21 protein-coding genes are annotated in these 18688 nt (G+C 56.2%); 13 read left to right on the plus strand and 8 right to left on the minus strand.

Translation table 11 applies throughout. The features are described 5' to 3' along the window. Window positions 1-3: 3 nt before the first annotated feature. The 5 genes from RHM59_RS00375 (at window position 4) to rluB (ending at window position 4132) form a co-directional block, all read left to right on the plus strand. Window positions 4-633, plus strand: a complete 630-nt coding sequence (locus RHM59_RS00375; RefSeq protein WP_322168283.1) for an L-threonylcarbamoyladenylate synthase — start codon at window positions 4-6, stop codon at window positions 631-633. A 120-nt stretch (window positions 634-753) separates the two neighbouring features. Further along, window positions 754-1452 (plus strand): ScpA family protein, encoded by a 699-nt coding sequence (locus tag RHM59_RS00380; protein ID WP_322286757.1) that lies wholly within the window; start codon window positions 754-756, stop codon window positions 1450-1452. A gap of 19 nt (window positions 1453-1471) precedes the next feature. Continuing rightward, window positions 1472-2251 carry an SMC-Scp complex subunit ScpB gene (gene scpB, locus RHM59_RS00385; protein ID WP_322285715.1) on the plus strand — a complete coding sequence of 260 codons (780 nt, stop codon included), beginning with the start codon at window positions 1472-1474 and terminating at the stop codon, window positions 2249-2251. A gap of 116 nt (window positions 2252-2367) precedes the next feature. Next, entirely contained in the window at window positions 2368-2556 is a 189-nt protein-coding gene (locus RHM59_RS00390; protein WP_322168285.1) for a DUF1289 domain-containing protein, read from the plus strand. A gap of 160 nt (window positions 2557-2716) precedes the next feature. Continuing rightward, window positions 2717-4132 carry a 23S rRNA pseudouridine(2605) synthase RluB gene (gene rluB, locus RHM59_RS00395; protein ID WP_322285716.1) on the plus strand — a complete coding sequence of 472 codons (1416 nt, stop codon included), beginning with the start codon at window positions 2717-2719 and terminating at the stop codon, window positions 4130-4132. A 95-nt stretch (window positions 4133-4227) separates the two neighbouring features. On the opposite strand, the gene RHM59_RS00400 is transcribed toward rluB, so the two are convergent. Beyond that, the gene (locus RHM59_RS00400) at window positions 4228-4596 is read right to left on the minus strand and encodes a hypothetical protein (protein ID WP_322168287.1); all 369 of its coding nucleotides are present in this window, start codon (window positions 4594-4596) and stop codon (window positions 4228-4230) included. Window positions 4597-5113: 517 nt separating this feature from the next. On the opposite strand from RHM59_RS00400, the gene arfB reads away from it, so the two are divergent. From arfB to RHM59_RS00415, 3 genes are all read left to right on the plus strand, one after another. After that, complete coding sequence (arfB, locus tag RHM59_RS00405; protein WP_322168288.1) at window positions 5114-5527, plus strand: alternative ribosome rescue aminoacyl-tRNA hydrolase ArfB; 414 nt, start codon at window positions 5114-5116, stop codon at window positions 5525-5527. Between the two features lie 119 nt (window positions 5528-5646). Further along, window positions 5647-6102 carry a hypothetical protein gene (locus tag RHM59_RS00410; protein WP_322285717.1) on the plus strand — a complete coding sequence of 152 codons (456 nt, stop codon included), beginning with the start codon at window positions 5647-5649 and terminating at the stop codon, window positions 6100-6102. Further along, on the plus strand, window positions 6099-6485 hold the full coding sequence (locus tag RHM59_RS00415) for a hypothetical protein (protein ID WP_322285718.1): 387 nt from the start codon (window positions 6099-6101) through the stop codon (window positions 6483-6485). The genes RHM59_RS00410 and RHM59_RS00415 overlap by 4 nt, the downstream gene beginning before the upstream one ends. 220 nt (window positions 6486-6705) lie before the next feature. On the opposite strand, the gene RHM59_RS00420 is transcribed toward RHM59_RS00415, so the two are convergent. The 6 genes from RHM59_RS00420 to phhA all read right to left on the minus strand — a co-directional run bounded on the left by RHM59_RS00420 (window position 6706) and on the right by phhA (window position 11101). Beyond that, window positions 6706-7914, minus strand: a complete 1209-nt coding sequence (locus RHM59_RS00420; protein ID WP_322168296.1) for an MFS transporter — start codon at window positions 7912-7914, stop codon at window positions 6706-6708. Between the two features lie 180 nt (window positions 7915-8094). Beyond that, entirely contained in the window at window positions 8095-8274 is a 180-nt protein-coding gene (locus RHM59_RS00425) for a hypothetical protein (protein WP_322168298.1), read from the minus strand. 121 nt (window positions 8275-8395) lie between these two features. After that, on the minus strand, window positions 8396-8542 hold the full coding sequence (locus tag RHM59_RS00430; RefSeq protein WP_322168300.1) for a hypothetical protein: 147 nt from the start codon (window positions 8540-8542) through the stop codon (window positions 8396-8398). A gap of 200 nt (window positions 8543-8742) precedes the next feature. Beyond that, a complete protein-coding gene (locus RHM59_RS00435) occupies window positions 8743-9939 on the minus strand; it encodes an amino acid aminotransferase (RefSeq protein WP_322168302.1) in 1197 nt (398 codons plus the stop codon). Continuing rightward, on the minus strand, window positions 9939-10295 hold the full coding sequence (locus RHM59_RS00440) for a 4a-hydroxytetrahydrobiopterin dehydratase (protein WP_322168304.1): 357 nt from the start codon (window positions 10293-10295) through the stop codon (window positions 9939-9941). Before RHM59_RS00440 ends, RHM59_RS00435 begins: the two co-directional genes overlap by 1 nt. A 14-nt stretch (window positions 10296-10309) precedes the next feature. After that, window positions 10310-11101, minus strand: a complete 792-nt coding sequence (gene phhA, locus RHM59_RS00445) for a phenylalanine 4-monooxygenase (protein WP_322168306.1) — start codon at window positions 11099-11101, stop codon at window positions 10310-10312. Between the two features lie 254 nt (window positions 11102-11355). Between phhA and RHM59_RS00450 the strand changes: the two genes are divergently transcribed. Then, window positions 11356-12936: a sigma-54-dependent transcriptional regulator gene (locus RHM59_RS00450; protein WP_322168308.1), complete on the plus strand. Its 1581-nt coding sequence runs from the start codon at window positions 11356-11358 to the stop codon at window positions 12934-12936. A 180-nt stretch (window positions 12937-13116) separates the two neighbouring features. Here the strand turns inward: RHM59_RS00450 and RHM59_RS00455 are convergent, their stop codons facing one another. Further along, window positions 13117-13383, minus strand: coding sequence for a DUF2790 domain-containing protein (locus RHM59_RS00455; RefSeq protein ID WP_322168310.1), 267 nt, complete (start codon window positions 13381-13383; stop codon window positions 13117-13119). Window positions 13384-13788: 405 nt separating this feature from the next. Between RHM59_RS00455 and acs the strand changes: the two genes are divergently transcribed. From acs to RHM59_RS00475, 4 genes are all read left to right on the plus strand, one after another. Further along, the gene (gene acs, locus RHM59_RS00460) at window positions 13789-15741 is read left to right on the plus strand and encodes an acetate--CoA ligase (protein ID WP_322168312.1); all 1953 of its coding nucleotides are present in this window, start codon (window positions 13789-13791) and stop codon (window positions 15739-15741) included. 694 nt (window positions 15742-16435) lie between these two features. After that, window positions 16436-17212: an ABC transporter substrate-binding protein gene (locus RHM59_RS00465; RefSeq protein ID WP_322285719.1), complete on the plus strand. Its 777-nt coding sequence runs from the start codon at window positions 16436-16438 to the stop codon at window positions 17210-17212. Between the two features lie 76 nt (window positions 17213-17288). Beyond that, window positions 17289-17978 carry an ABC transporter permease gene (locus RHM59_RS00470; RefSeq protein WP_322168316.1) on the plus strand — a complete coding sequence of 230 codons (690 nt, stop codon included), beginning with the start codon at window positions 17289-17291 and terminating at the stop codon, window positions 17976-17978. Beyond that, the gene (locus RHM59_RS00475; RefSeq protein ID WP_322168318.1) at window positions 17975-18673 is read left to right on the plus strand and encodes an ABC transporter permease; all 699 of its coding nucleotides are present in this window, start codon (window positions 17975-17977) and stop codon (window positions 18671-18673) included. Before RHM59_RS00470 ends, RHM59_RS00475 begins: the two co-directional genes overlap by 4 nt. Window positions 18674-18688: the final 15 nt, after the last annotated feature.

Genomic DNA, 18688 nt, shown 5'->3' on the forward strand with positions numbered 1-18688 from the left:
ACCGTGAGTCAATTTTTCCAGGTGCACCCGGAAAACCCGCAGGCGCGTCTGATAAAGCAAGCAGCTGAGATCATCAAGTCCGGTGGACTGGTGGTGTATCCCACGGATTCGTCTTACGCGCTGGGTTGTCAGATCGGCGATAAAAGCGCCATCGAGCGTATTCGCCGTTTGCGCCAATTGGACGACAAGCACAACTTCACCCTGATGTGCTGTGATCTGTCGCAGCTGGGTACCTATGCCAAAGTCGATACGGCGGCGTTTCGTGCGCTCAGAATCCACACGCCGGGGCCGTACACCTTCATTCTCAACGCCACCCGCGAAGTACCACGGTTGATCCTGCACCCCAAGCGCCGGACCATTGGCCTGCGCGTGCCAAGCCATCCGATTGCGCAAGCGTTGTTGGTGGAGCTGGGCGAGCCGTTGATGAGTGTGAGCTTGATCATGCCCGGCGAGACCGTACCCTTGAGCGACCCGTATGAAATGCGCCAACTGCTGGAGCATCAGGTTGACCTGATCATTGACGGCGGTATCGGCGGTATTTCGGCGTCCACTGTTATCAATCTGGCAGACGGCGAAGCCCAGATCATCCGGGTGGGCTGCGGCGACCCGCGACCGTTCGAGGTTGAGGCCTGAATGGCATCGCTTGAAACGCTAGACAGCCAAGCGGGCGCTCAGCAAGAGTTACCGTTCGCCATGGTCTACGGCCAAGCGGTAATGCACATGCCGCAAGACCTCTATATTCCGCCGGACGCGCTGGAGGTGTTTCTCGACGCGTTCGAAGGTCCGCTAGACTTACTGCTGTACCTGATTCGCAAACAGAACATCAACATCCTCGATATCCCAGTAGCCGAAATTACTCGGCAATACATGGGGTACGTCGAGCTGATGAAAACCGTGCGCCTGGAGTTGGCGGCGGAGTATCTGGTGATGGCAGCCATGTTGGCCGAGATCAAGTCGCGGATGCTGCTGCCACGCTCGGCGGAGATCGAAGCCGAAGAAGACGATCCACGCGCCGAGTTGATCAGGCGTCTGCAACAATACGAGCGCTTCAAGGCGGCGGCCGAAGGCATCGATGGTCTGAGTCGGGTTGGGCGTGACGTGGTGGTGCCTAAGCTGGACGCCCCCGAAGCCCAAGCGCGCCGACTGCTGCCCGATGTCAGCCTCGACGAACTGTTGATGTCTATGGCCGAAGTGCTGCGCCGGGGCGACCTGTTTGAAAGTCACCAGGTGAGTCGCGAAGCGTTGTCGACCCGGGAGCGCATGAGTGATGTGCTGGAGCGCCTCAAGGGCGGCGGATTCGTGCCGTTTTCCGAACTGTTCACCGCCGAAGAAGGGCGCCTCGGTGTGGTCGTGACCTTCATGGCGATTCTGGAACTGGTCAAAGAATCCTTGGTGGACCTGGTGCAAAACGAGGCCTTCGCGGCGATACACGTCCGGGCAAGAGCCGAATAATCGAGCAAAGAGCCAACGCATGAACCTGACTGATCCCCGCGAGCTGGCCCCCCTGCTCGAAGCTTTTTTGCTGGCATCTGGAAAACCACAGTCGCTGGAACGGCTGTTCGAGCTGTTCGAAGACGGCGAGCGTCCTGAGCTCCCGGTGTTTAAAAAAGCCCTGCAAATGTTGGGGAAATCCTGCGAGGGCCGTGCGTTTGAATTAAGAGAAGTTGCCTCTGGGTATCGCTTGCAGATCCGCGAGCAGTATTCGCCATGGGTGGGCCGCTTGTGGGAAGAACGGCCGCAGCGTTATTCACGGGCAATGCTGGAAACCATGGCGTTGATTGCTTACCGCCAACCGATCACTCGGGGCGAAATCGAAGACGTACGGGGCGTGGCGGTCAACAGCCACATCGTTAAAACACTGCTGGAACGCGAATGGATCAGGATTGTCGGCTACCGTGAAGTGCCGGGCAGGCCTGCGATGTTTGCCACGACCAAGGCGTTTCTCGATCACTTCAACCTGAAAAACCTGGATGACCTGCCGCCGTTGGCTGCACTGCGCGAGCTGGAACCTGAGCCCATGCTCGATTTCGACGACGCCCCGGTGCCCGCCAACCTCCAAGCCATGGCCGACGCCAGCCTCGACCCGGACGCGGAACCTGAGCCGCCACGGGACGAAACCAGTTTCCGCAGTTTATTGGTCGAACTTGACGCCATGGAGTTGGGTCTCAAGACAGACTTCGACGACTTGCTGCGGGCTGATCTCGCCGAGCAGGACGAAGAAGGCGGCACCGAACCCTCCAACAACGAATAACGTATTGAATCACGGCTATTTGTTGTAGAAGCGCGCTCCCAAAGGCCTGTGTTTGCTTCGCCATTGCGCGGCGTGGAAGACGTGGGCCCTCCTACAGAAAAACTTAGGACTCTTCCATGAGCAGCAAAAATCCCTGCATCAGCGTCTGCAAGTTCGATGACGATATCTGCGTAGGGTGTGGCCGCAGCAAGCGCGAAATCAAGGCTTGGAAAAAGCTCGACAAAGGCGACCGGCGCAAGGTGCTGGCCGATTCCGCCCAGCGTTTGATTCAAATGAAGGCGGCCGATCGGCGGAAAAAGAAGTAAGCCTACGCAAATGCACTAGTCTTTGGTGCGCAGTAGGCGCCTTGCGCGTATGATTCGCGACCTTTTGCGATTTCATACATCGCCATAGGCTTCAGATTCAGCAATCAGCTCGCGCCATTTCTCAGCGCGACCTGTTATCGACACACCGGGAGGTGCCCAGATGAGTGACAAAGACACGCTTGACAGCAAAGAAGACGGCCCAGCAGGCGAAAAACTGCAAAAGGTTCTGGCACGTATTGGCGTAGGTTCACGACGTGACGTCGAAGACTGGATCAGCCAAGGCCGAATCAAAGTCAATGGCAAAGACGCGACCCTCGGTCAACGCGTCGACCTGCATGACGCCATCAGCGTTGATGGCCGCGTGATAAAACGCGAAGAGACGGCCGAATCGGTACGTCGCGTCATCATGTACAACAAACCAGACGGTGAAATTTGCACCCGTGACGACCCAGAAGGTCGGCCGACGGTGTTTGATCGCTTGCCGCGCCCGAAAGAGGGCCGCTGGGTCAACATCGGTCGTCTGGACATCAACACCACCGGTTTGCTGATGTTCACCACTGACGGTGAATTGGCCAACCGCCTGATGCACCCGTCTTTCGAGATGGACCGTGAATACGCGGTCCGTGTGCGTGGCGAAGTCGATGACGACATGCTGCTGCGCCTCAAGACCGGTGTGGTCCTGGAAGATGGTCCAGCGCGTTTCACCGACATTCAGCAAGCGCCGGGCGGTGAAGGCTTCAACCATTGGTACCACTGCGTCGTGATGGAAGGTCGTAACCGCGAAGTCCGCCGTCTCTGGGAATCCCAGGGCCTGGTGGTCAGCCGCTTGAAGCGGGTGCGTTACGGTCCGGTTTTCCTTAACTCTGATCTGCCGATGGGTCGCTGGCGCGAAATGAGCCAGTACGAAGTCGACACCCTCAGCGCCGAAGTGGGCCTGACGCCGGTTGCTCAGCCGCAAATGAACGCCAAGACCAAAGACAAGATGGAGCGTCTTCAGCGTCAATCGTCGCGCCCATTGGGCAAAGGCGAGCGCGTTCGTACGTTGCGTCCGGCCAACCCAGGCGCTCCGGCACCGACCGGCGAGCGTGCGCCACGTCAGCCGCAAGTGACCGGTAGCGAGCGCGACCGTCCTCGTTCGGAAGGCAACCGTGACACGCGTCCGTCAGGCCCGCGTTCCGACTCGTCGGGTCGTGCTCCGCGTCCTGCCACCGGGCGTTCCGGTGCAGGCGGCGAGACTAATCGTCCGTTGCGTGGCCGCAGCGAAGGTGCTGAACGTCCTGCACGCAAACCGCGTGAAGACGGTGCCAGCGCTCCGCGTACTCCGCGCAGTGAGTCGGCCGAGCGTTCGCCGCGTGGTGATTCACCTCGCACTCCGCGTCCAGCCAACGGGCGTTCGGACAGCCGCGGCACGCCAGTCGCAGAACGTCCAAGTGACGTGAGCAAGCGCCCAGCCAAGCCTAAACAGCAGCGTGCGGGCATTGTTCTGGTAGACAACGGCAAGCCTTCGGGCAAACGCAACGGTCCGCCAGCAGGCTCTGGCCAGCGTCCAGGCTTTGGTCGTCGCAAACCGCAGTAATCGTCTGGCTTTAGCAGCAGATGTAAAAAAACGCTAACCGAGAGGTTGGCGTTTTTTTATGGGTGACAGGGACGTATAGCGGGGTCACGACGTCGCTAGAAGAAGCGGCCATAATTTTTGAGCAGCAACGACTTCTTCGGATTTTCGTTCATGACAGTCCTCAACTCCTGAATGAACCCAGGGCCTTTAGTGCTTAGGTCGGACTGGGTTGAGGTGTCATACAGCAGCATGTACAGGTCGTTCTCTATGATTGCGTTTTTCAGCGAGTCAGTGGACGACGTGTTCAAGTTCATTGCGCTGAAACGAAAGGAGTCATCTTCCAGGGCGGTTTCGATGATGTTACTGACGAGCGCTGAATAGGCGTCGGTGTAGCCGATGAGCACTTGTGGTTTAAACGTGTATTCGACGGCCGGGTGATGTTTCAGGTCGTGCAAAAAATGTTCGATTGCGCTGATCTGGTCCATGGATCCATCCCGTTGCGAGGAGGGGCAGCCAGGCGTTGCAGGTGCAGCACACCGCATCTGCTGGAGGGCGTGTTAGAAAAGCTGATTGAAGAGAAAGCGGCGGGCACATTCATCACCTTTAATTGCTTGGTTCTAAATGTCCCCGCCGAAAATCGCGCTAACCATGATTGGCCAGCAGACAGTAGAAAAACTAGTTTATGAATGTTTTATGCGCAATAAATTTTTCGAATGGTGTAACGCCAATGAGTCACTTACAGGCGCTGAAGCGTGGAGGTTTGACGGGCAGCCGGGGACCGAATGCAGTTCTGAATGAACAAAACTTATTTCGCGCCAAAATACAGTCAGCTATTTGTTTGAAGTGAGTGTGGACCGTTTCCCATCCGTTCGGTCAGCAACTAGAGACAGGTCTATGTAGGCGGTTGCAATAAATCGGTGGAGTGCGGCGGTGTACAATGTGCCACGTTTTAACTTCGTTCGTTGCAGATCGTTGAACGCTTCAGGACCATGTAATGCTCATATGCTGGTGATTTCCAATAACGTGCAGCTCGCCGATGCCGAGATCGAGTTGACGGCCATCCGCGCCCAAGGTGCCGGAGGGCAAAACGTCAACAAGGTATCGAGCGCGGTGCATTTGCGCTTCGACATCAACGCCTCGTCCTTGCCGCCGTTCTACAAGGAGCGCTTGCTCGCGCTGCGCGACAGTCGCATCACCGGTGACGGTGTGATTGTGCTCAAGGCCCAGCAGTACCGAACTCAAGAGCAAAACCGCGCCGATGCGTTGGAACGCTTGACCGAGTTGATCATCAACGCAACCAAAGTCGAGAAGAAACGACGCCCAACCAAGCCGACCCTGGGTTCAAAGAAACGCCGTTTGGAAGGCAAGACGCTGCGCGGCAGTATCAAGGCTGGGCGTGGGAAGGTGGATTTTTAGCTGGAGGTCACTTAGCGCCACAAAAATGCGCCAGCAACCTGCATTTTCAGAAGCGTCCTACAGCCCTTCAGTCCGTTTTTCAGTAGCCTAAATAGCTATCGAAAAAAGGAATTGGGTTTATGACTCTAGGTATTTCCAGTCGTAGTTTGGTACACGGTTGGGGAAGAGCTGGCGACTACGGCATGAACTCCGGTTATGCCACTCACCTTGCCGGCGTGGCTAGGGCATCCAAATATCTCAAATACGGCGGGTACGTGGGGATAGCAATTGGCGGCGGAGCTTCTTACATGAAGGTTCAGGATGTTTGCGTAGCGGGAAATACTGAGGCTTGTAAAAAGGTGAAATATGCCGAGGGCGGAAGTTTTGTAGGTACGGTGGGTGGGGGTGCGTTAGGTAGTTTCGCATTAGTCGGCTCCACTGGCGTTATCTGTGCAGCGCTAGGGGTACCAACGCTTGGAGCGGGAACGCTTGTTTGCGGCATCGTAGTAGTCGGAGCGGGTTCTTTTGCAGCTGGCATTGGCCTCGCAATGGCAGGTGAAAAAGCGGGTGAACTCATTTACGAGAAAAGTAAATGAGCCTTAGTACTGGTGAAAACGGTTATTTCTACATAAGTTTAATCGGTTTTGTAGGCGTCTTCACTTGCATTGGCATAGCGTTTTATCTTGCATACAACAAAGTCGAACTGATGTTAAGCCATCTGAAAAATTGCCCCACTATTACCATTCGAGCATTTTTATTGCATGCAGGTCCATGGGGGCGGTTGCATCTTCTGGGTGCAATTATGGGATTAATGACCATGCCTCGTGTCCACCTCCGCGATGGAGGGGCTAGTGCCGAGGATTTGAAAAATTTCCCAGCTGACCTAAGACTGCAACTTGTCATGTTGCACTGGACCAGCGGGTTACTTCTATTGGTAATGATTGGGATGGGTATAGTTGCCAAGCTCGGTCTTGTTTAATTCTATCGGCGGTGGCGCCTCGTACATGAAGGTTCAACATGTGTCCGCCGCTGGAAATACTGGGGCGTGTAAAAAGGTGAAAGATACCGAGGGGGTTAGGGACGTTAGCTGCCGTCGGTACTGGCAGTGGTGTTGCACTTGTTGGCGAGGCGCAGCAACTGACTCACCGCGCCGCCTGTTGCATCGCCAACACGTTGGCTCCTACAGATGAACGCAACGCCTACGGCTTATAATCCCGTAGATGCACCGCCTGGCGGTACAGGTAAACGCTGAGGATTAATCCGGTCAGCGCCGCCAAGGCGGCGAAGAGGAAGATTGAAGCAAAGCCGAAGCCCGAGGCGATGGCTCCGGCGACCGGGCCGGTGATGCCCAGTGACAGGTCGATGAACAGCGAGTACGCACCCACTGCTGCACCCCGGCTGGAGGCCGGTACCAGGTTCACGGCCTCTACCCCCAATGCCGGAAACACCAAGGAAAATCCGAAACCGGTGAGTGCCGCGCCGGCCAAGGCCAGCGACGGTGTGGGTGCGACCCATAACAGCACCAAGCCCAGCGTTTCGACGGATAGGCAAGCAATCGCCACGCGGAAGCCACCGAGGCGGTTGATGAATTTCCCGAACAGCAAGCGCGCACCGATGAAGCAGGCGCCAAACAGGCTCAAACACAACACTGCATTCGGCCAACTGTGGCTGGCGTAATACAACGTGATGAACGTGGCTATGGTGCCGAAGCCAATCGAACCCAATGCCAACCCAGTGCCATGGGGCAGCACGCGACCCAGCACGTGCATAAACGGCAAACGTTCACCCATCACGATGGGTGCTGGCTCCTTGTTCCAGGCCAGTTTCAGGCCCAGAGCCGCGAGCAGGATAATGCTGAATCCCATGCTCCATAAGCCAAACTCCTGGACCAACAACACCCCAAGCGGTGCGCCAATCGCTAGCGCGCCGTAGCTGGCGATGCCGTTCCAAGAGATCACTTTGGCCGTATTAAGCGCGCCAACCTTGCCGATCCCCCAGCCAATGGAGCCGGAGCCCACCAAGCTTTCAGCGCTGCCTAACACCAGTCGACCGATGAACAAACAGATCAAACTGAGCATCGGCGCGTTGTGCAGCCAAGCGGACACCAGCATGAACACACCGCTGAGCCCACACCCCGCTAAGCCGTAGATCACGGCTTTTTTGCTGCCACGGTTGTCGATGATCCGGCCGGCATACGGGCGGCTGAGCAGTGTCGCCAGGTATTGGACGCTGATCACCAGTCCGGCAGCCACGGCGCCAAAACCCAGATCGGTGTGGACATAGCTCGGCAGGACCGCCAACGGGATACCAATGTTCAGGTAGCCGATAAAGGTGAACAAGACAATGGAAACGACCTGCAGGGTGACCGCCATCGGTCGTTCTGCGGCGGCGGGCGAGGAGTCTGGCATGCGTAAAAATCCACGTTTTAGCAGGAAATGGTGGCGCGCAACGCGTTGCAGAAGAAACGTTTCAGCTTTAGGCGCGATCAAGGCTGCTTATCATAGCGGCGGTTGAGACATCGCTGGAGATTGGCTTAGAAAAAATACGGAAAAATCTAGCGGACTGTTTTGCCAAAGGCAAAAAACAGATCAGCGTTTGGCAGGGTTAAGCAGTTGGGTCGTGACCAGTGCGGCGAGCGCGGTTTCTTTGGTGCCGAAGCGCTGGAGTAAAGCCGTCTGTTTTTCGGTGCTGAGGCGGGACCATATTTCGACCATTCTTTCAGTGGTTTCCATCACGACGCGGGCGGTGGGGTCGGAAAGGTTAGCCATTTCACTGCTCACTTGTGTTGTTCAGAGCGATGCACGAATGCGGGGGGGGGCAGGAGGCATAACAGACCGTATGCAAACAGGCGCAAAACACTGGTTTGGCATACGGTCTGAATAACTGCCGTCAGTCTCGGCTTTTAGCGCGTTGGCTATCTTTAGCTTTGACCGGATTGGCTTTCAACTCGGCTTGTCGGCCGGGTGCTTGTTGGGCCTTGGGGGATTGCTGTGGTTCGTGAAGGCTTGGGTAAGGGAAGTTCGGTATTTCATGCATCGTCGTCGCTCCGCGCAAGATCTGATTGAAGGTGCTGGAAAGATCCGTGCTTATGTAAAGCTTGGGCAGGATACAGCACTGGAAATGACAATCAGACTTTATCTGCCACTCTTTTGCCATTTAGCGACAGGCTGCTTGGGTGGCACAACGCAATCGCGCCCAGGAAGGGCGCGATTGATGACAACGATAGGAAAATCCTGTCAGTCGTGACAGACGTCGGCGATTGCCTGGGCCAACAGGTCGAGGCGCGAGGCATCGATGCCGGCAATGTTGGCGCGTCCAGCGCTGACCAAATACACGCTGTGTTCATAACGCAATCTGGCCACCTGAGCGTCGTTCAGTCCGGTGTAGGAAAACATCCCGCGTTGCACGCCAATGTGCGCAAAACGTTCGCCCAAGCCCAGCGGTGTCAGAGCCTCGACCAGACCTGCACGGAGCTGCGCAATGCGCGCGCGCATCTCTTCCACCTCATCCATCCACAGGCTTTTCAGCTCAGGGTCGCCGAGGATTTCAGCAACGATGGCGGCGCCATGGTCCGGCGGATTCGACCACAAATTGCGCGCGGTGGACGACAACTGACTGCGCACATCCAAGAGCTTTTCAGCGGTGTCGGTGCACACGATCAATGCGCCGGTGCGCTCGCGGTACAGGCCAAAGTTCTTTGAGCACGAGCTGGTAATCAGCAATTGCGGCAATGCGTCGGCAAACAGTCGCACCGACCATGCATCCTGCTCCAGGCCGTCGCCGAAGCCCTGGTAGGCGAAATCAATCAACGGCAGCAGATCGCGGCGGCGCACAATCTCCAGCACTTGCCGCCAATCGTCTTGGGACAGATCAAAACCTGTCGGGTTATGGCAGCAGGCGTGCAGCAGTACCACATCGCCACGTGGCACCTGATTTAACGTGGCAAGCATTGCCTCGACGTTCAAGCGGTTGTCGCTGCCCACGTACGGGTAATGACTGACATTGAGCCCGGCTGCGCTAAAGATGGATTCGTGAATCGGCCAGGTCGGATCGCTCAACCAGATACCGCGCCCCGGCAGACAACGGGCGATGAAATCCGCACACAGACGCAAGGCGCCGGTACCGCCTGGCGTTTGCGTTGCGCCGACCCGCTTCTGCGCGAACAGGGGTGAGTCCTTGCCCAGCACCAGTTCGCTGATGAGGGTGCCGAAATTCGACTGGCCGTGGCCACCGATATAAGTCTTGGTGGTTTGCTGATCCACCAGACGCTGCTCGGCCAGTTTGACCGAGCGCAGAATCGGCGTCAGGCCCGCAGCGTCTTTATAGACGCCCACGCCAAGGTCGAATTTGTTCGGGTTCGTATCAGTCGCGTACGCCTCGATCAACCCCAGAATCGGATCGCCTGGTACTCGCTGGATATCGTTGAAATGCATTACTTGCGGCCCTCGGCACCTTTGGCCACTTCGTCAGTGCGGGCGGCCATAATGAAATCGTTGCGGTGCAGCCCTTTGATCGAGTGGCTCCACCACGTCACGGTTACTTTGCCCCATTCGGTGAGCAAGCCAGGGTGATGACCCTCGGCTTCGGCAATTTCGCCGACCGCGTTGGTGAACGCAAGCGCGAACTTGAAATTCTTGAACACGAAGACCTTTTCCAGCTGCATCACGGCATCGCGTACTTCGATGTTCCAATCCGGGATCTGCTTGATCAGAACAGGCAATTCTTCGTCGCTGACCTGTGGCGCGTTGGCGTGGCAGGCTTCGCAGTGGGCTTGGTTGAGGGTGCTCATAAAAAGATTCCTGATCAGGCAGCTTTGATTTTTGGTGGGAATTTCGGGGCGTGCAACCCGAGCTGCATACCCTGTCGAACCAGGCCCATGATGTCTTCGTGGGCGAGGTCGAACAGCCGCTTCAAGCTTGGCAGGACAAAATACAGCGGCTGCAAAATATCGATTCGGTACGGCGTGCGCATCGCTTCCAGAGCGTCGAACGCCTGATGTTCCGGCGCGGAGGACAGGCTGTAAACCGTTTCTTTGGGTGAGGACAGAATCCCACCACCGTAAATTCGCCGACCCTGGGGCGTGTCCACCAACCCGAACTCGATGGTCATCCAGTACAGGCGCGCCAGATAGACACGCTGTTCCTTGCTCGCGCTCAAACCCAGCTTGCCATAGGTGTGGGTGAATTCAGCAAACCACGGGTTGGTCAGCAGCGGGCAATGGCCAAACACCTCATGGAAGATGTCGGGTTCTTGCAGGTAATCCAACTCTTGCTGACTGCGAATAAAGGTCGCCACCGGAAATTGTTTGTTAGCCAGTAATTCGAAGAACTTTTGGAAGGGGATCAATGCTGGAACGCGAACGACCTGCCAGCCCGTGGTGGCGCCCAGCACCTTATTGACCTCGGCCAATTGCGGAATGCGGTCATGGGGCAAACCCAGCTGTTCGATACCGTCGAAATACTCCTGGCAGGCGTGGCCTTCTATCACCTTGAGTTGCCGCGTGATCAAGGTGTTCCACACTGCATGCTCGGCAGGTGGGTAGTCGATAAAGCCATTCACGTCGGGCTCGCGGGCCACGTACGAGGTCTGCGTCATGCTGTTCTCCTCGGGGGAAGCTTCTTGTTAGGTATGACCTTAGAGATAACGCATTTGATGGCACCCGAATGCGGGGAAACAGCGGGAATAACCGTAATAAAACAGCTAGCCGTAACGAAAGGTTTACGTTAATGCCTATGTGTTCCGAAAAGACGGGGCGCAGGTGATGGGAATTGCCCGGCGGCTGTCACATAATCTTGACGACTAAAACAGCCGAAAAATAAAAAAGACCGTTTTTCAGGATCAAACCGATTATGCGCATCAAAGTGCACTGCCAAAACCGCATCGGCATTCTCCGCGACATCCTTAATTTGTTGGTGGAGTACGGCGTCAACGTTGCCCTAGGTGAAGTCGGCGGTGAGCGCGGCGACGCGATTTATTTACTTTGTCCGAACCTGATCAATCTCCAGTTCCAAACCCTGCGCCCTAAATTCGAAGCCATCACCGGTGTGTTCGGGGTCAAGCGTGTCGGATTGATGCCCAGCGAACGTCGACACATGGAACTTAACGCGCTGCTCGGCGCCTTGGAGTTTCCGGTGTTGTCCATCGACATGGGCGGCTCCATCGTTGCGGCCAATCGGGCAGCGGCGCAATTGCTGGGTGTGCGGGTCGACGAGGTACCGGGCATTGCGCTGTCGCGTTACACCGAAGATTTCGACTTGCCGGCGCTGGTTCGGGCCAACAAATCCAGGATCAACGGGTTACGGGTCAAGGTTCGGGGCGATGTGTTTCTGGCGGACATTGCACCGTTACAATCCCAGCACGATGACAGCGAAGCCATGGCGGGCGCGGTGTTGACCTTGCACCGGGCGGACCGCGTGGGCGAGCGGATTTACCACGTGCGCAAGCAGGAAATGCGCGGTTTCGACAGTATTTTCCAAAGCTCAAAAGTCATGGCCGCCGTGGTCCGTGAAGCACGGCGCATGGCGCCATTGGATGCGCCGTTGTTGATTGAGGGCGAAACCGGCACCGGTAAAGAGCTGCTGGCGCGCGCTTGCCACTTGGCCAGTCCGCGTGGGCAATCACCGTTGATGGCGCTTAATTGCGCCGGACTGCCGGAATCCATGGCCGAGACCGAATTGTTCGGTTACGGCCCCGGCGCATTCGAAGGCGCGCGGGCTGAGGGCAAGCTCGGTTTGCTTGAGCTGACGGCGGGCGGCACCTTGTTCCTGGACGGTGTGGGCGAAATGAGCCCGCGTTTGCAAGTGAAGCTGCTGCGTTTTTTGCAGGATGGCTGTTTTCGTCGGGTGGGCAGCGATGAGGAGATGCACCTGGACGTGCGGGTGATTTGCGCCACCCAAGTCGACCTGTCTGAACTGTGCGCCAAGGGTGAGTTTCGTCAGGACCTTTATCACCGGCTCAACGTGTTGTCGCTGCACATTCCACCGCTGCGCGAATGCCTGGACGGTCTAACACCGCTGGTGAATCACTTCCTCGATCAGGCCAGTCGTCAAATAGGCTGTCCGCTACCGAAAATGTCACCAGCGGCGATGGAGCGTTTGAGTCATTACCATTGGCCCGGCAACGTACGCCAACTGGAAAATGCGCTGTTTCAGGCGGTGTCCCTGTGCGAAGGCGGTATGGTTAAAGCCGAACACATCCGGCTTCCCGACTACGGCGCACGCCAGCCATTGGGAGACTTTTCACTGGAGGGCGGTTTGGATGACATTGTTGGGCGTTTTGAAAAGGCGGTGTTGGAGCAACTGTATGCGCAACACCCGAGCAGTCGGCAATTAGGCAAGCGGTTGGGAGTCTCCCACACCACTATTGCGAACAAGTTACGCGGTTATCAACTGAGCGCCGAGAAGGCTGGGCGTGAAGATGAACACGATTAAGTTAATGTGCTGTTTTTGATAAACAGGGCGGCATAGAAAACAGGCGCGCAGTGATACCCAGAATGTGGAGTCTGTGGGTATTAAGTCGCCGGTTAATAGTTATTTCTTACGCGTAGACAAAACTACGCCCCGTTGGGATGACTCCCACGAGGCGTTTGGTTAGCGATGCTGCAGGTACAATCAACCTTCCATGCAACCGTTACCCATGGCGCGGTATTCAACGACGTGCTCTTTACCGGCAGAGTCGAGGTAGTCCATACGCGCTGGCACTACTTGGCAAGCATCCGAAGCAGGGCTCATGGAAATAACTTTCGCAACGTCCAGGTGGCTGGCGTAAGTGTATTGTTCAACAGGAAGGTTCGAACTTGCTGTTGCGTCAGGTGCTTCGGCGGCAAAGGCTGATGCGCAAAAACCACTCATGGCCAGAACTAACAGTGCAGCTTTCATCACTAAACTTCCTATATTAAGCGTGAGGGAAACCTGACCCTTGTGAAGCCAGGCATGTCACGAAGTGTACAAGTGGATTAACAAGCCTTTGTGGGGGCGTTACATGTTAATCAGTTGCCGGTTGGCGAGATTGATTCTATGCGTGTCGCGGCACTTCATATACGAGGGGTTCTGATAAAGCTATTGATCAAATTTGCAACAATCCCCGAAAACGATCGTATCGGGTGACTGGCTGCCCCGTCGAAGCCGATAACACGGGTTGTGGCCGCGCTGTTGCGAACCGGCAGAGGGCGTAGGATAGTGTGTGGTCCAAATCCGGTAAGACCATCGTCGAATGGCTTTACCGGGGGCGGACGCGATACAACTGGGCCCATATAAAAACAACTGTCCACCGAGGTACCAAAGATGAGTGCGGCTTCCCTATATCCTGTTCGTCCCGAGGTTTTAGCGACAACGCTGACCGACGAGGCGACCTATAAGGCCATGTACCAGCAGTCGGTGGTCAATCCCGATGGCTTCTGGCGCGAGCAAGCCCAGCGTCTTGATTGGATCACCCCCTTCACCCTAGTCAAGCAAACCTCTTTCGACGATCACCATGTCGACATCAAATGGTTCGCTGACGGCACCCTGAACGTCTCCTACAACTGTCTTGATCGTCATTTGGCCGAGCGCGGCGATCAGATCGCAATCATCTGGGAAGGCGACGATCCTTCCGAACACCGCGACATCACTTATCGCGAGCTGCACGAAGAAGTCTGCAAGTTCGCTAACGCCCTGCGTGGCCAGGATGTGCACCGCGGCGACGTGGTGACTATCTATATGCCGATGATTCCCGAAGCTGTGGTCGCCATGCTGGCGTGTACCCGGATCGGCGCTATTCACTCGGTGGTCTTCGGTGGCTTTTCCCCAGAAGCACTCGCCGGTCGCATCATCGACTGCAAATCGAAAATCGTGATCACCGCTGACGAAGGTTTGCGCGGTGGCAAGCGCACGGCACTGAAAAGCAACGTCGATCTGGCGTTGACCAACCCGGAAACCGCCAGCGTTCAGAAGATCATCGTGTGCAAACGCACCGGCGGCGATATCGCTTGGCACCAACACCGTGACATCTGGTACGAAGACCTGATGAGGGTTGCGTCGAGCCATTGCGCGCCGAAAGAAATGGGCGCCGAAGAAGCACTGTTCATTCTTTACACCTCGGGCTCCACCGGTAAGCCGAAGGGCGTGCAGCACACCACGGGCGGTTACTTGGTCTATGCGGCCATGACCCACGAACGTGTGTTCGATTACCGTCCAGGCGAAGTCTACTGGTGCACCGCTGACGTAGGTTGGATCACCGGCCACAGCTATATCGTTTATGGCCCGCTGGCCAACGGTGCTACGACCCTGCTGTTTGAAGGCGTGCCCAATTACCCGGACATTACCCGCGTGTCGAAGATTATCGACAAGCACAAAGTCAATATCCTCTACACCGCACCGACCGCCATTCGCGCCATGATGGCCGAAGGCAGCAAAGCGGTTGAGGGTGCGGACGGTTCAAGCCTGCGCCTGTTGGGTTCGGTCGGTGAGCCGATCAACCCGGAAGCCTGGAACTGGTACTACAAGACCGTCGGCAAAGAGCGCTGCCCGATTGTCGATACTTGGTGGCAAACCGAGACGGGGGGGGTGTTGATCAGCCCACTGCCGGGGGCGACAGCGCTTAAACCAGGCTCGGCGACACGGCCGTTCTTCGGCGTCGTGCCGGCGCTTGTTGATAATTTGGGCAACCTGATTGAAGGCGCGGCTGAAGGCAATCTGGTGATTCTCGATTCGTGGCCAGGTCAGGCACGTACGTTGTTCGGCGACCATGACCGCTTCGTCGATACGTATTTCAAAACCTTCCGTGGCATGTACTTCACCGGTGACGGCGCCCGCCGCGACGAGGACGGCTATTACTGGATCACCGGGCGTGTGGATGACGTGCTTAACGTTTCCGGGCACCGCATGGGCACCGCCGAAATCGAAAGCGCCATGGTTGCTCACCCTAAAGTGGCCGAAGCCGCTGTTGTGGGTGTGCCACACGACCTTAAAGGGCAGGGCATTTATGTCTACGTCACCCTGAACGGTGGCGAAGAGCCAAGTGAGGCGCTGCGCCTGGAATTGAGAAATTGGGTGCGTAAGGAAATCGGTCCGATTGCTTCACCGGACTTTATCCAGTGGGCACCGGGGCTGCCGAAAACCCGTTCGGGCAAAATCATGCGCCGCATTCTGCGCAAGATTGCCACCGGCGAATACGGTTCCTTGGGTGATATATCCACCCTGGCAGACCCAGGCGTAGTGCAACACCTGATCGAAACGCACAAGACCATGAACGCCTGAGTCCAGGCAGTTAAAAAAACGCCCCGCCCGGTGCTGCCGAGCGGGGCGTTTTTGTTTTGGCGAAGGTCCTTCGGACCTATCGCCCCTGCTCCAGACCACTTTCCCTTTAGATACCAACTTGTTGGCGAGGCGATTAGTGGGGGTGTCAGCTATTACGCTTCCCGAATAAGTTCAGTCCTGCAGGGGTCGCGGTTTATCTGTGGGACCGAATTTATTCGGGAATGGCGCCACGCGGTCATTCAGCAAGACCGCGCGGCGTCGAGGAGGGGACGGCATCCCCTACAGGATATTTATCGACGTTACTCAGACGTTTACGGGTAACCGAATGTGTAACCGCCAATCATTTCTTCGGGGTCTTAGGAAGCGATTTAACTTGAAATACTGACCTCCAAAATCTCGCCAAGCATTGTAACCATTGATATAGAGCCTTATCTGAATAAGCGGCGCGTTCTTTGCTGGTATAAACGGTTAAATTCCTTTTCGCTCCCCACGATTTTCCAACACTGTCAATATTCCAAATCCGCTTTTTCAGTGCATTTGTAACTAGTTGTCGCATTGAAGAAATATCGACTTTGGACCTCTCGTTAGAATGCCCCTCATTCGGCCCAGACGTTGCTGCCCTCGTTTTCCTTTGCCTATTGAGCCTGTGGCTCACCGCTGTCCTATGTCGGTTCACGCCGATGGAGCTCTAATAATGAAAAAATTCATGCTTCTCGGCGCTATGGCGTTGTCTGTGTTGGTGCAGCCCGTATTTGCGGATGAAAAACCGATGAAAATTGGCATCGAAGCGGCGTACCCTCCGTTTGCATCCAAAGCTGCGGACGGCAGCATCGTGGGTTTCGACTACGACATTGGCAACGCGCTGTGTGAGGAAATGAAGGTCAAGTGCACGTGGTTCGAGCAAGAGTTCGATGGCCTGATTCCGGCGCTGAAAGTGCGCAAGATCGACGCCATCCTGTCCTCGATGTCCATCACCGAAGACCGCAAGAAATCGGTCGATTTCAGCAATAAGTACTACAACACCCCAGCCCGATTGGTCATGAAAGACGGCACGGTAATCAGCGCCGATCTGACCGAACTCAAAGGCAAGAAAATCGGCGTGCAACGCGGGTCGATTCACGACCGTTTCGCTCAGGAAATCCTGAAGCCTTTAGGCGCTGAAATCGTACCGTACGGCTCACAGAACGAAATTTACCTGGACGTTGCTGCCGGTCGCCTCGATGGCACCTTGGCTGACGCCACCCTATTGCAAGACGGCTTTCTCAACACCGATGCAGGCAAAGGTTATGCCTTCGCCGGTCCGGCCTTCACCGACACAAAATATTTCGGCGATGGCATTGGTATCGCTGTACGCAAGGGTGACAAGGCTGATCTGGACAAGATCAACGCGGCCATCGTTGCCATTCGTGCTAACGGCAAATACAAACAGATTCAGGACAAATACTTCAACTTCGATATTTACGGCGAATAACGCTTGTGGCGGTGCTGCCAGCAGAGACTTGTTGGCCTGCGCCGTTGTTCATTGTCGTGCTTGGAGGACCTGAATCATGTTGAACGGCTACGGGGCTGTCATCCTCGATGGCGCATGGCTCACGCTGCAACTCGCTTTGTCGTCCATGGCCTTGGCGATCGTTCTCGGACTGGTTGGGGTGTCGTTGCGGTTGTCGCCAGTACGTTGGCTTGCCGGCTTGGGTGATCTGTATTCCACGGTGATTCGCGGGATCCCCGATCTGGTGCTGATCCTGCTGATTTTCTATGGCGGCCAAGACCTGCTGAACCGTGTCGCACCGCTCTTAGGCTTCGACGATTACATTGATTTGAACCCGTTGGCGGCCGGTGTTGGCACCTTGGGGTTCATCTTCGGTGCGTACCTGTCAGAAACCTTTCGCGGTGCGTTCATGGCGATACCCAAGGGCCAGGCGGAAGCGGGTATGGCCTATGGAATGAGCGGTTTCAAGGTGTTTTTCAGGATTCTGGTGCCGCAGATGATTCGTTTGGCAATTCCTGGGTTCACCAATAACTGGTTAGTGTTGACCAAGGCCACGGCGCTAATTTCGGTGGTCGGCCTGCAAGACATGATGTTCAAAGCCAAGCAGGCGGCAGATGCGACTCGACAGCCGTTCACCTTTTATCTAGCCGTGGCGGGGATGTACTTGGTGATTACCAGTGTGTCGTTGCTGGTGCTGCGCTACCTCGAAAAACGCTACTCAGTAGGCGTTAGGGAGGCTGACTTATGATCTTCGATTACAACGTCGTCTGGGAAAGCCTGCCGCTGTACCTTGGTGGTTTGCTGATTACCCTCAAATTACTGGGGATTTCCCTGGTGTTCGGCCTGCTGGCGGCGTTGCCACTGGGGTTGATGCGGGTGTCGAAAAACCCTTGGGTCAACCTGCCCGCTTGGCTCTACACCTATGTGATTCGCGGCACGCCGATGCTGGTGCAGTTGTTTTTGATTTATTACGGTCTGGCCCAATTCCAAGCCGTGCGCGACAGTTTTCTCTGGCCATTTTTGTCGAGCGCGACGTTTTGCGCGTGCCTGGCATTCGCGATCAATACCAGCGCCTACACCGCTGAAATCATCGCAGGCAGCCTCAAATCGACCCCGGCCGGGGAAATAGAGGCGGCCAGGGCAATGGGCATGTCCCGCTCGAAAATGTACCGACGGATTCTGTTGCCGTCGGCATTGCGTCGGGCGCTGCCGCAGTACAGCAACGAGGTCATCATGATGCTGCAGACCACCAGTCTGGCGTCGATCGTGACCCTGATCGATATCACTGGCGCGGCACGCACGGTCAATGCCCAGTTCTATTTACCGTTCGAGGCGTACATCACCGCTGGCGCGTTTTACTTGTGCCTGACCTTCATTCTGGTGCGACTGTTCAAAATGGCCGAGCGCCATTGGCTGGGCTATCTCGCCCCGCGCAAGGCTTGAACCATGACCAGCGCC

Origin of the sequence: Pseudomonas sp. MH10 (genome assembly GCF_034353045.1) — a bacterium.
Taxonomy (GTDB): domain Bacteria; phylum Pseudomonadota; class Gammaproteobacteria; order Pseudomonadales; family Pseudomonadaceae; genus Aquipseudomonas.